The following is a 14343-nucleotide window of genomic DNA, read 5'->3' on the forward strand; positions in this document are numbered from 1 at the left end:
ATTACCAATTTCAAATGGAGAAAGAAATTGCCCCTTTTTTATATTTACAATTTTTTTAGTTTTTGCGGCTGCCACAAGCAAGTCGGTCTGCCTGCAGAGAAATGCAGGTATCTGCAAAATATCTGCGACCTCGCAGGCCATTTGTACATCTAAACTTGAGTGAACATCGGTTAATATTGGCAATGAAAATTCTTTTTTTATTTTGGCAAGAATTGCAAGGCCCTTTTTTATGCCAGGTCCCCTAAATGAAGTTATAGCTGTGCGGTTTGCTTTGTCATAAGATGCTTTAAAAACAAGCTGTATTTTATTGTCTTGCGCAATTTTTGCAATCTTTTCTGCAATAGATATGGCAAATTTTTCGCTTTCAATTACACACGGGCCGGCAATAAGCACTATTTTCCCATTATTTGAAAACTCAACTGAGCTGTTGGCTATTTTAACTATTTTGTTTATCATATTTTTTTTCTTTTTCCTGGCGGATTTTAAGCGAAGCCGCCACAAAATCATTAAATAACGGATGCGGCCTTAATGGCCTTGAGAGAAACTCTGGGTGAAACTGCACACCAACAAACCACGGATGATTTGCAATTTCCACAATTTCCACAAGCTTCCGTTGTGGGTTCACGCCAGCTATTCTTAAACCTTTTTTACACATTGCAATTTTGAATTTATTGTTAAACTCATACCTGTGACGATGCCTTTCAATAATATTGTCTTTCTTATACGCTCTGCGGGCAAATGTATCTTTGATGACCTCACACTTATAGCCACCAAGACGCATTGTACCACCCATATTCTTTACATTTTCCTGATCAGCCATTATATGTATAACAGGATACTTTGTTTTTTTGTCAAACTCAGATGAGTTGGCACTTTTCCATCCAAGAACATTTCTTGCAAACTCAATTACGGCACATTGCATACCTAAGCATATTCCAAAAAACGGGATGTTGTTTTCTCGCGCAATTTGAATTGCTCTTATTTTACCTTCAATTCCCCTATCACCAAAACCACCTGGCACAAGTATGCCATCAACTGATTTTAATGACTCTTCAGCGTTTTCACTTTCTGCATCTATGTAGCGAATTTCTACATGTGTATCATTACCAACCCCACCATGCTTAAGCGCTTCCCAAATACTTTTGTAGGCGTCTTTTAACTCTGTGTACTTTCCTGCAACAGCAATGGTTGTTTTATGTTTTGGGAAACGGCACTTATAAACCATATCTTCCCATACCTTAAGTTTGCTGCTTTTTGCCTTAAGCCCAAGATATTCAAGTATTAGACCATCTAAATTTTGCGCCTGAAGCAACAGAGGAACTTCGTAAATTGAAGAGCCTACATCGCGTTCGTCAAAAACCGCACGGGTTTCAACATTGCAAAAAAGAGATATTTTATTTTTTAAATCATTGGTGAGCGCTTTTTCCATTCTGCAGATAAGTATTGAGGGTTCAATGCCTATTTCACGCAGTTTCATAACGCTGTGCTGTGTGGGTTTTGTTTTCATTTCCTCTGCGGCGCGTATATATGGAACAAGTGTTACATGCACATAAAGCACATTTTCACGCCCGCAGTCTAAACGAAGCTGCCTAATGGACTCTAAAAATGGCAGAGATTCTATATCGCCTACTGTGCCGCCAACTTCAACAATTACAACATCGTATCCATCTGAAACAAGGTGAATTCTTCTTTTTATTTCATTTGTTATATGTGGCACAACTTGTACTGTTTTGCCAAGGTAATCGCCGCGACGTTCCGCGTTTAAAACACTTTCGTAAACTTTACCAGAAGTTACATTATTGGTACAGTGTGTTTCCTGATCTATAAAACGCTCATAATGCCCAAGGTCAAGATCGGTTTCCGCGCCATCAACAGTTACAAAAACTTCTCCGTGTTGATAGGGCGACATTGTTCCTGGGTCAACATTTAGGTATGGGTCAAGTTTTAGAATGTTTACCTTCAAACCCCTTGCCTTAAGCAATACACCAATTGATGCGGCCGTAATACCTTTACCAAGTGAAGAAACCACCCCGCCGGTTACAAAAATGTATTTTGTTTTATAGTTTGCCATTTAACATCCCCTCAACTTTTAATATATCTTCAGGCGTGTCAACGCCAATAGAATCAGATTTAACCAGAACTACTTTTATTTTATAACCATTCTCCAAAGCTCTTAACTGTTCAAGAGATTCTGCTTTTTCGTAAGATGACTGAGATAAAGTTGTAAATGAATCTAAAAAACTTTTTTTATACCCGTAAATTCCTTGATGTTTAAGATAATTTATTTTAACTCCATCCCTATTAAACGGAATAACACTTCTTGAAAAATACAATGCAAAACCCTTTTTATCTATCACAACCTTAACAGTGTTTGGGCTTACTATCTCATGCTCCAAAACAGGATACGCGGCAGTAACAATATCTGCCTCTTTATCACATGCAAGCTCAAATGCAACCTTGTCAATTGTTTTTGGGTCTATGAGCGGTTCGTCGCCCTGAATGTTTACAAATAGTTTTGCACCGCCTATTTTATTTGCCGCCTGAGATATTCTATCAGTTCCCGTTTTACACTTACTTGAGGTCATTACAACCTTTGCGCCAAAACCAAGCGCTTTATCGGCAATTCGTTTATCATCGGTTGCAATGTAAACATCGCTAAGCTGACGGCTTTTGATAACCTGCCGCCATACCCGCTCTATCAGCGTTTTACCGGCAATAAGCGCTAACGGCTTTGCTAGTAATCGGGTAGATGCATAACGCGCTGGAATAATGCCAATTACTCTATTTTTCATTGAATTCATTAATTACTTTTTTAAGTTCTTGCACGGATGTTGTTGCAGTTCCAACCTTTGCCACAACTAAACCTGCGGCAAAGTTTGCAACTTCAGCCGATTCAGCCAAAGATAATCCTGTTGCAAGCGCCAGAGTAAATGTGGCTATAACCGTATCGCCGGCACCAGTAACATCAAAAACCTCTCTTGCCCGGGTTGGGATGTGTGTTGTTTTATTGTTTGGTTCAAAAAGCGTCATTCCCTTTTCACTGCGTGTTATTAGAACACTTTCAGATTTCAATGTTTTAAGTATTTTCTTTCCTAGCTCAATAATATCCTTATCTTGCGATACTTCTTTATACCGCATTCCTGCTATAGCTTCGGCTGTGTTTGGAGTTATGCAACTTACTCCCTTGTAATAAAGGAAGTGTTCTATCTTTGGGTCAACAGTTATTGGAATTTTATTTTTTTTGGCAAGTGTTATGGCTTTTTTCAGAACCGGAGCATTTATTACGCCTTTACCGTAGTCAGATATTATTACAGCATCAACTTCTTTTAAAACACTTGTAATTTTAGAAATTATTTCGTCTATGATTTTGTTTGAGAAATTCCCCTTAACTTCTTTATCAACTCGCACAATTTGTTGGTGAGATGCGATTATTCTGGTTTTTACTATTGTTGGCCTTGCGCTATCTTGCACAAGATATTTTGTGGAAATTCCTCTTTGAGAGAGTTCTTCTTTTAATAAATGCCCGTCTTGGTCTGCGCCGTAAACGCCTATTACTGACACTTGCGCGCCAAAAGCTGTTATGTTATTTGCCACATTGCCGGCACCGCCAAGTGCTCCGCTTTCTCTTTTAACTTCAACAACAGGAACAGGAGCCTCAGGAGATATTCTTGATACCTTTCCCCAAACAAAGCGATCAAGCATTAAATCGCCTATTACAAGAATCTTCTTTTGTGCAAATTTGTTGATTGCGGCAAGCAGCTTCTTTTTATCCATAACAACCTCAAAATAATAATTTATTTTTAGATTCTACCAAATTCTCAGTAAATTTTCCATTTATAGAAATAAAAAGAAGAGGCCCCTCTTTTGTGTTAAAAAGAGGGGCCTCTAAAAGTACTTTATTGCACCCCACTTACATTATAAATAACATTTCTGCATAAGTTGGCATTGGCCAAAGTTCTCTTGGCATTACACCTTCCAATGCATCAACTATTCTGCGCAATTCAATCATACCATCAACCATTTTAAGCGCGTCATGGCCGCCGTTAGCTCTTTCAAGCTTTTTAAGTTCTGTAATACCATTTTCAAACAACTCGCTAACTTCTGACAGTAAAGATTGTGTGTTTTCTATATTTTGACCAACACTTTTCATATTTGCTACTGCAAGTGCCAACTCATTTTGATACTTAACAACAGCAGGTATAATAAGAGTTTTTACCATGTCAATAGAAACACCAGTTTCAAACTTTATTATTTTTTCATACTGCTCTTTGTAAATCTCATAGCGAGAGTGCAACTCGACTTTTGAAAGAACTTTATATTTCTCAAACAACTCTATAGCAGATGGTTTCGCAAACTCTTCTAAGGCTGCTGGTGTATTTTTTAGGTTTGGCAAACCGCGTTCTTCTGCCTCTTTATGCCAATCCTCCGTATAGTTATCCCCGTTGAACAAAACTCTCTTGTGATTCTTAACTATCTTTTGAAGTATCTTTTGCAAAGCTTGGTTAAAGTTGGCTCCTTTTGTATTTGCCGCTTCAAGCTCCGTGCAAAGCTCATCTAAAGATTCAGCCATTATTGTGTTTAACACGATATTTGAACCAGAGCAGCTTTGATTTGAACCAACAGCACGGAACTCAAACTTATTTCCAGTAAAAGCAAATGGAGAAGTTCTGTTGCGGTCGGTAACATCACGATCAAGTTTTGGTAATGCAGTTACACCAACTTCTAAAGTGCCGCCTTCTTTTGATGTTTTTGCACCACCTTTTTCTATTTGCTCAATGATATCGGTGAGCTGTTCTCCAAGAAATATAGAAATGATTGCAGGTGGGGCTTCATTTGCACCAAGACGGTGATCATTACCGGCAGTTGCAACAGTAGCACGCAGTAAACCTGCATTTTTATCTATAGCTCTTATAAGAGCACAAATAACTGCAAGGAACTTTGCGTTTTCATGCGGGTTATCACCTGGGGTAAGCCAGTTTTTGCCATCAGCTCCGCAAATTGACCAGTTATTGTGTTTGCCAGAACCATTTATACCCGCAAATGGCTTTTCGTGCAGGAGACAGACAAAACCGTGCTTGTCCGCAACTTGGCGAAGAGTTTCCATTGTTAACATATTATGGTCTATTGCGTGATTTTGTTCTTCAAATATCGGAGCAATTTCGAACTGGGCTGGTGCAACTTCATTGTGCCTTGTTTTTGAAGGTATACCAAGCTTCCAAAGTTCGCGGTCCAACTCTTCCATAAAAGCAAGCACACGCGGTTTTATTGCACCAAAATAGTGGTCTTCCATTTGCTGATGTTTGGCCGGCCTTGCACCAAAAAGCGTTCTGCCTGTTTGAATAAGGTCTAAACGTTGCAAATAAAACTCTTTGTCAATAAGGAAGTACTCTTGTTCCGGTCCAAGTGTTGCATATGGTCTGATACCTTGTGACTTTACACCAAAAAGTTTTCCAACACGCAATAACTGTTTTGAAAGAGCATCTATTGAACGAAGCAGTGGTGTTTTTTTATCTAATGCTTCACCATTGTAAGAATAAAAAGCTGTTGGTATGCAAAGTACTGCACCAGTCTCGCTTTCTTTTACGAATGCCGGGCTGGTTGGATCCCATGCTGTGTATCCACGAGCTTCAAATGTTGCACGCAATCCGCCAGAAGGAAAACTTGAAGCATCCGGCTCACCCTGAATAAGTTCTTTGCCGGAAAACTTCATAACAACCCCGCCTTCGCCATCGGTAGAAATAAATGAATCGTGTTTTTCTGCCGTGGTGCCGGTTAGTGGCTGAAACCAGTGAGTAAAGTGTGTTGCACCCTTTGCTACTGCCCATTTTCTCATAGCTACAGCGACTTCATCGGCAATTTTACAGTCTATTGTACGGCCTTCTTTAATTGTTGCGGATAAAGATGCAAAAGTTTTTGGTGAAAGGTACTTATGCATATTCTTTAAACCAAAAACATTTTCACCATAAAGCTTTTCAATACCAGTTTTGGTATTAACATTTTTTGACTTCTTCATTTTATTTTCTCCTTACCCATACAAGCGATGGGCTTATTGCACCCAAAAAAAGTAAGCGCGCTGAAGATTACAAACAATTTTTGCAGTAACAACCAAAAACCAAAAATAAATTCGCCTTTGAACCTACTTATTCAAAACATGTTCATCATTGAACTTGTCTGAGCGGTTTTTGTTTTAACTGCTATCTAAATTAACTTATATTGTACAAATTTTTGGTATTATACATTATTTAATTGTAAATTTAGCGTAAGTAACCTGTTAAAAATTAGTTTGAATATTTTTCAAGTATGGCATAAATGGAGCCAATGGCTATCTTTGAACGCAATAAAACCGGCATTTTTCTGCTATCGGCAGTAAGCCAAACCCAAAGTTTTCCCTTTGCCTGAAATATGCCGGCATTCTCACGCACAGCAGGTATAACTACAAAGCACTCAAACTCGCCCGCGGTAACTTTAACTTTCTCCTTTTTTACAACTTCAACAGTTAACGGCCATGCACTATTACCTGTGTGAGCATCAATACTATAACTTTTGCCAACTTCAAGTTCTTTGGTTCTTAGATAATAAAGAGCCGAAAGCACATCTTGCACCCAAAGCGGTATATTGCCAGCTTTATTGGGCTCCTCAATACATGAAAACTTTCCATTTGGCTGATCGTAAATTGTGGTTTCATTTTTCTTATAGCCACCCTCAGAGATATGTGAGGCGAATTTAAGAGTGCATAAACTTTGAGTGTCTATCCAAGACTCATTTGTATCGCGCACTTTAAAAAATGTGTCAAAAAATGGGGCAGTATTTGCCTCGGTATAAATATGATATGCTTCTCTTTTGCTAACTTCGTCTACACCCATTACCTGCATTTTTGCTGAGCCGACATTTATAAACTTCCAATTAACCGAAAATTCTAATTTTTCATTTGAGCCAAAAGCGCTGTTTTTCTCGGTGCGCCAAATAAACTCTGTCGGCGCAATCTGCGTACTTATAACTTCTTGATCAACTTGAATATTTTCTATTGGAGCAGGCGGTATGTAGAGTGTGTTGCCATATTTTATTGTATAGCTTTTAGTTGATACATCAATACCAAATGAAGTTAACACAAAAAATGTAATCAACAATATTACGATTGAGCAATCTTTAACAATCCACTTTGCAGCACTAAGAATATTTTTTGTTATTTTATCAGGCTTTTGGACGCTGTTTTTTGACAGGGTGTTTTTATGTCCGTATTTACCATGCCCGCTTAGCACTAAAACCCCCTTTCCACCCATATTTTTTGCAAGCATAAAATCGGCAGGATGATCACCAATAACATAGGATTTTTTTAGGTTTATTTTGTGCTCTCTTTGAGCCCTTTTAACCATTGCAGTTTTTGGTTTTCTGCAAGAGCAATTATCATCTGGCCCGTGAGAGCAGTAATAAATACCATCAACCCAAGTCCCTTTTTGGGACAGTTTTTTTTCTAAGCTATCATGAATTTGTAAAAGTTTTTTTTCGCTAAAATAGCCCCTTGCTATACCAGATTGATTTGTAACAATAAAAATTTTAAACCCTTTGGTACGCAAAAGTTTAATCGCCTCAATGGCACCCTTTATAAATTTCAGATCTGCTATGCGCCGCAGGTAGTTTTTTTCTTGAATTAATGTTCCGTCCCTGTCTAAAAAGACGGCGGGGCTTTTATTAACTGTAGCATTTCTAACCAAAGTTCTTCTCCTTGTATAAATTCAAGCTTGATGCGAACTTCATAAAATCTTTCGGCGGATTTAGGGTCTAACCTTGCCAGAGCATCTTTTAGCCGTACGGCATCTTTTGAAGTTGTAACTACAGGTATTCTATCTACCGAAGTTGTAAGAATATCTACAAGCTCGCGCACCTTATACCAGTGATGGTCCCTAAAAGCAAAACGTTTTGCCACACTCATTTCAATTCCATGAAGTGTATCTATAAATGAACGGTTTTCGGCAATGGCACAAAGCGCTATTGCCTGACGGCCAAAAAACTTTCCAACAGGATAAATTGTGCCATCTACCACTCTTTTTATATCTGAAACAACATACTTGCAAAGCGCAATAGGACAATTGGCATACTTGGAAATTGTTGATTGCAAGCGTGCGACTTCTTCTGGTTCAACCTTGTCACAATTATTTATTACTACAAAAGAAGCTCGCTTAAATGCTTTAAGCCCCTCTCTAAGAATTCCGGCCGGAATCAGAAATCCATTACCAAAGGGGTTTAGCGCATTAACACAAACTATATCTACATTGCGCTTTAGTGCCCAGTGTTGAAAACCATCGTCTAGAATAAAAACATCTACAGGGTAATTTTTTAGCGCATAATCCGCGCCGCGCCGTCTATTGGGACTTGAAATAACCAACGCACCTGGAACTTGGCAGGCAAGCATAAAGGGTTCATCACCGCAAGAATCAACAGAACAACTTGCATCTTTTGGATCCGCCACAAAGATTTTTAAAGAACTTGATTTTCTGCCGTATCCCCTGCTTAAAACTGCAGGTAACATACCACGCTCAAGAATGTCTTTTGCAATCCGAGCAACAACCGGCGTTTTGCCTGAGCCGCCCCATGTTATATTGCCAACACTTATTACAGTTTTTGGAAGTGCATGCGCTTTTCTAGTCTTTTTAAGTAGCCAACTTAACGCAGTATATATCAACGAAAATGGTACCAAAAGTATATTCATAATTTTCCAAAAATCCTTTCTTGCATTGTGGCATACTCTTTTATTGTTGCAACAAAGTAAACTTCTGCATTCGTTATGCCACGGCCTTTTACGCAAGCCCAATACTTACTAATTCCATCGGCCATGGCAATATAATCTCTATCTTTTAACTGGCTTTTATAACAACCTATTGCGGACATTTTGCTATCCCAGTGTTTTGAGCAATCAATTAAAACATTCGGGTAAACAGGCAACCAAACGCCATAAGCATAAACAATAAAATCATATTTTTTAGCAAGTTTTGCCAGAGCACTTGCAGCGGCTCTGTGGTCTGAGTGGTTATCTAACCAAAATGGGGCAAAAACCACCTCTGGTTTTTGCTGTTTTATAACGTTTTCTATTGAATCACTAATTGTTTTTTGAGTATGCAAGGTGTCGGCAGAATGCTTCAAACTTATAACCTCATCAACACCAATAATTTTGCAGGCATTACTAGCTTCTTGCGCACGCTCGGGCATATCGCTTGTAAGAAATAAAACACTCGCTTTTCCACCGGAAGATGTGTGCTTTGTAATAGCGCCACCGCAAGCGATGGACTCGTCATCTTGGTGCGGAGCTATTACAAGAACATTTTTTACTGGGGGCCCATCTTGCACTGAAAATGAATACTTTAACGCAGGCTGAATTTTTTCATAATAAGAAAACAATTTAGTGTTCCTAAAAAACTTCTGCATTGTGCCCCCGGGCAAGTTTTATCTCTTTTAAAACCCTATCTGGCAATATTTTACTTAATGTATCCGCCTTTATTATTGTATGTTTTTTAAGTGGCATTGGGCCAATTTGAGCAGGGTCTGTTGGCCCAAACAAAGCAACAACTTTTTTACACATAGCAGCCGCAAGGTGCATAGCGCCTGAATCTACCCCACAAAAAAGAAAAGATGCATTAATTAAGGCCGCAAGCGATAGCACACCTTCCTGCGCCCAAAAAGCGTAAGCACCCGAGAGTGCGGCAAGTTGTTGCAGTTTTTCTTTTTCCCAGCTTGCCCCAACAAAAACAACGGGACAACATTGTTCCAAAATTTCTTTTGCAAGCTCAACCCAGTTTTCATCTGACCACTTTTTTTTTGCACGCCGTTTACTTGCACCCGGCGATAAAACAACAAAGTTGCCCTCGATCAATTTATTTTGACTAAGCCAAAGTGTACAAGAACTTTTATTGCTTTGAGGAATTTTAATAAGACCTGTATAATCGGCTGAAATATTAACTAAACCGGCCCCTTGCGCAAGCCGTGCGTTATTGCTAAGCGAAGGTACGCCAAGCTTTTGAGCTTTTTTATTTAATAAAAATGAAACTGACGCGGTGTTAAAACCAATTTTTTCTTTTGCTTTGCTTAATGCACAATAAAATGCTGTCTCAAAGGACTCCGAAAAACAGATTGCCTTGGTAAAGTTTTCTTTTCTTATTTTTTTTATAAGCGATGCTTTAGCTAAAAAACCGGAACTTGGCTTTACAAGTACTTCATCTACAAAACCAGTTGCCTTAAGCAATTCATTTAGGTTATTTTTTGCAACGCTTACAATTTTTGCATTTGGCCACTGTTTTCTTGCGGCCATTAGTGTCGGCAAAGAAAATAGCAAATCGCCTAATTGGTTCATATGAAAAAAAATTATCTTATCAGTACTCATATTATTTTAACTCACAATTACTTTCAATTGCACTTATAACCTCATTAGCAGTTATGCTGTTAATGCACTTAAAATCTTTACACTTTGCTCTACCGCGACAAGGCGAACAGGGAAGCATTTTATGCAAGATTACCGCATTTTTTGCAATAGGTGCAGTTTCATTAACATCTGATGCTCCAAAAAGCATAACGACCTTAACTCCAAGCGCGCTTGCCAGGTGCACAGGCCCCGTGTCGCCACCAAACACTAAAGAGCATTCTTTCAACAAATAGGCAAGCTCTGCAATTGTTGTTTGACCTTGTAAATTTATCACTCTGTCATTATTCAAAGCTAATTTATTATCTAAACCAAGCAAAATAACTTTTGTATTTTGAAATTTATTAAGTATTGAGTTTATTACAACTTCATAATTTTTCAAAGCCCAATTTTTGCCAATTCCTCTTGCAGATGTTACAACACCAATAATCTTTTGCTCGTTATTGCTTTTCAATGACGAAAATTTTTCTTGGCATAATTTAACAGTACTTTGGCTTAACGAAAGGCTAAACTGCGGCTTAAAACTTTTTTCTGTTAGGAACCTGACTGTTTCCAAATTTCTAATTACAGCATTTAACCCGGATTTTGCGCTGTACGCAAACACTTCTTTTACTAAAATATATGAAAACTCTTTCATGCCAGGCACGCCTATAACTTTTTTTGCTCCGCTAAGACGCGCAAGTAAAGCAGTTCTGAAAAGTCCCTGCAGATCTATGGCAACATCAAAGTCCATTTTGCGCAATTGAGATGCCACTGAAAAAAAATCTTTTAACCCACCATTCCGTTTCCAAATTACTTTATTGTCAATGTTTGCAAATAGCTCCACTACAGGGACAAATTTATCAAAAACCACCCAGCATATAGAACAATTTGGAAACGCTTGCTTTAGAGCTGTTGCGACCGGATTTGCCTGAACAATGTCGCCAAACGAACTTGGCTTTATAATTAATATATTCATTTGATTACTCAAACTCACCTTTAAGCACTTTTTTAAGAGCACCAAAAACATCGTCAACTTCAATAAGCCGCATACATTCAATACTTTTACATTTTCTGTTGCGGCACGGCTGGCACGAGATGTTCTTTCTAACTATAATTACTTTTTTACCGTATGGGCCTGTTCTATTTGGATCAGTCGGGCCAATTATAGCAACACTTGGTGTGCCTAGCGCCCTTGCAATGTGCATAGGTCCTGCCTCATTGCCAACAAATGCGACTGCCTTTGAAAGAACCGCCACCAACTGCTTCAAAGAAAACAATCCTGTTGTATCAAAAATTTTTGTTTTAGAGATGGCAATTATTTTTTCATTTAACCCTTTTTCGCAAGCTCCACCCTCTTTGCCGCCAATAAGAACTACTTGTGCAATTGATCCATTGTTAATCTCATCGCAAAGCTTTGCAAAACGCTCTTTTGGCCACCTTCTGGAAAGCCAGCCGCCGCCGGCAAAAAGCGCAACGAAGGGCTTTGCTAAATCTACACCACAATTTTTCAAAATTTCAGATGCGCTTTTTAGTGCGTCTTCATTTATGTTAAGTTCATACTCTGCATTATTATCTAAAGGGCAATCTAAATATTTTGCAACCGCCAAGTGGCGCACAACACAGTGAGAGGATTCAACTTCTGGTTTTATCTCTTTTGAAAAAACCCACGAAAGCTCTTTCATACCCCTGGTAGACGATGACGCGAGCTTAAACTTTGCGCCTGCAAGGCAAACCAGAAGAGCTGATTTAAAAAGCCCGTGAAAATCGATACTTAAATCAAAATTTTCAGCCCTTAACAACTTACGAAAATTTAGCATATATCTTATTGAGGCTTCGCCTCTGTTGAAAACAAAAAGTTTGTCTATTGCACTATGGCCTTCGATTAACTGTGCGCACCGCTCATCAACGGCCCATGCAATATAAGCATTTGGATAACGCTTTCTAATAGCGCATACTGCAGGCAAAGCAAATATTACATCGCCAAGGCGGCTTGGTTGAACTATTAAAATTTTTGGCCTTGGGTGATTGCTTAAATATTTAACTAAATCATGGCTCCAAAACGCTTCGTGCGTAAACTTTGAAAGTTCATTAGTTCTTTTTTCAAGCTCTAAACTCAGCTCTTCTGCGCTGCTGTCTTTAGCTGTATTTATTGGCATTCCATATGCAATAACAGCTTGTGAAAAAGGCAATGGCAATTCGTACTTATCCCATGCCTTTTGAAAAATAAAGTTGCTTTTTGAATAACTGCTAACAGGTAAAAGAATAGAACCTGTTTTAATTGCGGCTAAAGCAGCACCTGGCTTTGCCTTATACTGCGGCCCTCTTGGGCCATCAAGTGCAAAAGCAGCAGCAACTCCTGTTTTTACTTTTCTAATTAATTCAACTAAGGCTTTTTGCCCCCCTTTTGACGATGACCCGCGCACAGCAGAGTAACCACACTTGTGCAATATATCTGCTTGTAGTTGGCCATCTTTTGATAAGCTGCTCATTATGACAATGCCCTGTTTTCTGTGACAAAAAAATGGAATAAACTGCTCACCATGCCAAAAACCAAATACAATTTTGTTTCCTGCGTTTCTTATGGAGCCATTTGCGTCAACTACGTTGATACGCAACGATCTGCCTAAAGTGTTTATTACAAACCAACCAATAAATGCAAGTATGTTTTTCATTTTGTTTTAGTTGCAAGCTTTATCAGCTCTACGGCTTTATTCAAAGCGCCTCGTTGCAAATTTACAACATTGCGTGCCAACTGTCCCATCTTTTTTCTTAACTGCAAATTCAAAGACAGCTCCACCATGGTCTTTGTAAGCTCCAAACTTCCTCTAACACGCAAGGCGCCGCCAGCATCTATTAATAAATTTGCTTCGGGCAAAAAGTTTTCCATAGATTCTCCAAATAAAACAGCAACACCGTATGCTGCCGGCTCTATGGGGTTTTGCCCTCCTTTTTTAATTAATGAACCACCAACAAAAGCCAAGTCGGCTATGGAATATAGCTTTTGCAGTTCGCCAAACTTATCAAGAACAATTACAGGATATGGCGTGGCGATTTGGGCAAAATTTACATTGCTATATTTAATAAATGAAAGACCATTTTTATTTAGCAGTTCATAAATTGTATTGAGGTTCTCAAGGTGTCTTGGCGCAAAAACAAGTTTTAAATTATTGTTTTCTTTTAAAGCCGCAAGCCATGCGTTTAAAAAGATTTCTTCTTCACCATCTCGCACACTACCGGCTACCAAAACCACATCTTGAGCGTTAAAACCAAGCTCTTCCTTTTTTAAAGAAAAAGTTGAAAAATCTCTGTCGTATTTAATGTTCCCTGAAATTGAAGTTTTTTCTTTTGGCACACCCAATGAAATAAACCGTTCGCTATCGCTTGGGTAACGCGCCTGCAGGAAATCTATTTTTTCAAGAACTTTACGCCAAAAAAACGCGGTTTTACTGTAAATTGGAAATGATTTTTCTGAAAGGCGGGCATTAACCAGCAAAACCCGTGCGCCAATTTTTTTTGCGGCAAATATTATGCCCGGCCATAGCTCTGTTTCAACTATTATAAGCGCGGACGGCTTTAATTTTTTAACAAAGTTGTTTGCGACAAATGTAAAATCGGCAGGAGCAAGAGAAATACTTGAACAAATGGAGTTATTAAGCGCATAATTTTTGCCGGATATTGTAAGCGTAGTCAAGTGAATTGAATAGTTGTTTAAAGATTTTAGCAACGGTTCCACAGCTCTAACTTCGCCAAGCGAAGAGCAATGCACCCAAAGAACCTCTTTACCTTGCGTTAAATTAAAGCTTGGCGCACAAAAGCGTTCTTTTATTTGCGCAAAAAATGAGCCGGCTTTAACTTTCGTACTCAAAAGAAGGAAAAAGGCGGCTGGAATAAAAAGAAGAAAAAGAATAAGGTTGTATAAAAAAAGCATTTAACCTGCAAAGCGCGCAACATTT

General features: G+C 38.7%; 12 protein-coding genes. All 12 read right to left on the reverse strand.

The window, feature by feature from the left end; genetic code table 11:
- On the reverse strand, window positions 1-456 hold a 456-nt coding region (locus M0Q46_03535; GenBank protein MCK9582681.1), incomplete at its 3' end, for a hypothetical protein.
- Window positions 437-2071, reverse strand: a complete 1635-nt coding sequence (locus M0Q46_03540; protein ID MCK9582682.1) for a CTP synthase — start codon at window positions 2069-2071, stop codon at window positions 437-439. The genes M0Q46_03540 and M0Q46_03535, both read right to left, overlap by 20 nt.
- On the reverse strand, window positions 2058-2792 hold the full coding sequence (gene kdsB / locus M0Q46_03545; protein ID MCK9582683.1) for a 3-deoxy-manno-octulosonate cytidylyltransferase: 735 nt from the start codon (window positions 2790-2792) through the stop codon (window positions 2058-2060). Before kdsB ends, M0Q46_03540 begins: the two co-directional genes overlap by 14 nt.
- Entirely contained in the window at window positions 2782-3774 is a 993-nt protein-coding gene (rfaE1, locus tag M0Q46_03550) for a D-glycero-beta-D-manno-heptose-7-phosphate kinase (GenBank protein MCK9582684.1), read from the reverse strand. The genes kdsB and rfaE1 overlap by 11 nt, the downstream gene beginning before the upstream one ends.
- A gap of 136 nt (window positions 3775-3910) precedes the next feature.
- A complete protein-coding gene (locus M0Q46_03555; protein MCK9582685.1) occupies window positions 3911-6013 on the reverse strand; it encodes a glutamine synthetase III in 2103 nt (700 codons plus the stop codon).
- Window positions 6014-6278: 265 nt separating this feature from the next.
- Window positions 6279-7712 carry an HAD-IIIA family hydrolase gene (locus M0Q46_03560; GenBank protein ID MCK9582686.1) on the reverse strand — a complete coding sequence of 478 codons (1434 nt, stop codon included), beginning with the start codon at window positions 7710-7712 and terminating at the stop codon, window positions 6279-6281.
- Window positions 7667-8707 carry a tetraacyldisaccharide 4'-kinase gene (gene lpxK / locus M0Q46_03565; GenBank protein ID MCK9582687.1) on the reverse strand — a complete coding sequence of 347 codons (1041 nt, stop codon included), beginning with the start codon at window positions 8705-8707 and terminating at the stop codon, window positions 7667-7669. Before lpxK ends, M0Q46_03560 begins: the two co-directional genes overlap by 46 nt.
- The gene (locus M0Q46_03570; GenBank protein MCK9582688.1) at window positions 8704-9420 is read right to left on the reverse strand and encodes a PIG-L family deacetylase; all 717 of its coding nucleotides are present in this window, start codon (window positions 9418-9420) and stop codon (window positions 8704-8706) included. The genes lpxK and M0Q46_03570 overlap by 4 nt, the downstream gene beginning before the upstream one ends.
- Entirely contained in the window at window positions 9404-10342 is a 939-nt protein-coding gene (locus M0Q46_03575; protein ID MCK9582689.1) for a glycosyltransferase family 9 protein, read from the reverse strand. Before M0Q46_03575 ends, M0Q46_03570 begins: the two co-directional genes overlap by 17 nt.
- A gap of 31 nt (window positions 10343-10373) precedes the next feature.
- Complete coding sequence (locus tag M0Q46_03580; GenBank protein MCK9582690.1) at window positions 10374-11366, reverse strand: glycosyltransferase family 9 protein; 993 nt, start codon at window positions 11364-11366, stop codon at window positions 10374-10376.
- 4 nt (window positions 11367-11370) lie between these two features.
- The gene (waaF, locus tag M0Q46_03585) at window positions 11371-13062 is read right to left on the reverse strand and encodes a lipopolysaccharide heptosyltransferase II (GenBank protein MCK9582691.1); all 1692 of its coding nucleotides are present in this window, start codon (window positions 13060-13062) and stop codon (window positions 11371-11373) included.
- The gene (locus M0Q46_03590) at window positions 13059-14318 is read right to left on the reverse strand and encodes a hypothetical protein (protein ID MCK9582692.1); all 1260 of its coding nucleotides are present in this window, start codon (window positions 14316-14318) and stop codon (window positions 13059-13061) included. The genes waaF and M0Q46_03590 overlap by 4 nt, the downstream gene beginning before the upstream one ends.
- Window positions 14319-14343 lie beyond the last annotated feature (25 nt).

The sequence above is a fragment of the Endomicrobiales bacterium genome (assembly GCA_023228045.1).
In the GTDB taxonomy this organism is placed as follows: Bacteria; Elusimicrobiota; Endomicrobiia; order Endomicrobiales; family JALOBY01; genus JALOBY01.

Excerpts from the sequence above, each read along its gene's own strand:
- M0Q46_03570 (MCK9582688.1), bottom strand. The coding sequence starts at position 9,420 with ATGCAGAAGTTTTTTAGGAACACTAAATTGTTTTCTTATTATGAAAAA.
- M0Q46_03540 (MCK9582682.1), bottom strand. The coding sequence starts at position 2,071 with ATGGCAAACTATAAAACAAAATACATTTTTGTAACCGGCGGGGTGGTT.
- M0Q46_03555 (MCK9582685.1), bottom strand. The coding sequence starts at position 6,013 with ATGAAGAAGTCAAAAAATGTTAATACCAAAACTGGTATTGAAAAGCTT.
- rfaE1 (MCK9582684.1), bottom strand. The coding sequence starts at position 3,774 with ATGGATAAAAAGAAGCTGCTTGCCGCAATCAACAAATTTGCACAAAAG.
- kdsB (MCK9582683.1), bottom strand. The coding sequence starts at position 2,792 with ATGAAAAATAGAGTAATTGGCATTATTCCAGCGCGTTATGCATCTACC.
- lpxK (MCK9582687.1), bottom strand. The coding sequence starts at position 8,707 with ATGAATATACTTTTGGTACCATTTTCGTTGATATATACTGCGTTAAGT.
- M0Q46_03575 (MCK9582689.1), bottom strand. The coding sequence starts at position 10,342 with ATGAACCAATTAGGCGATTTGCTATTTTCTTTGCCGACACTAATGGCC.
- M0Q46_03580 (MCK9582690.1), bottom strand. The coding sequence starts at position 11,366 with ATGAATATATTAATTATAAAGCCAAGTTCGTTTGGCGACATTGTTCAG.
- waaF (MCK9582691.1), bottom strand. The coding sequence starts at position 13,062 with ATGAAAAACATACTTGCATTTATTGGTTGGTTTGTAATAAACACTTTA.
- M0Q46_03590 (MCK9582692.1), bottom strand. The coding sequence starts at position 14,318 with ATGCTTTTTTTATACAACCTTATTCTTTTTCTTCTTTTTATTCCAGCC.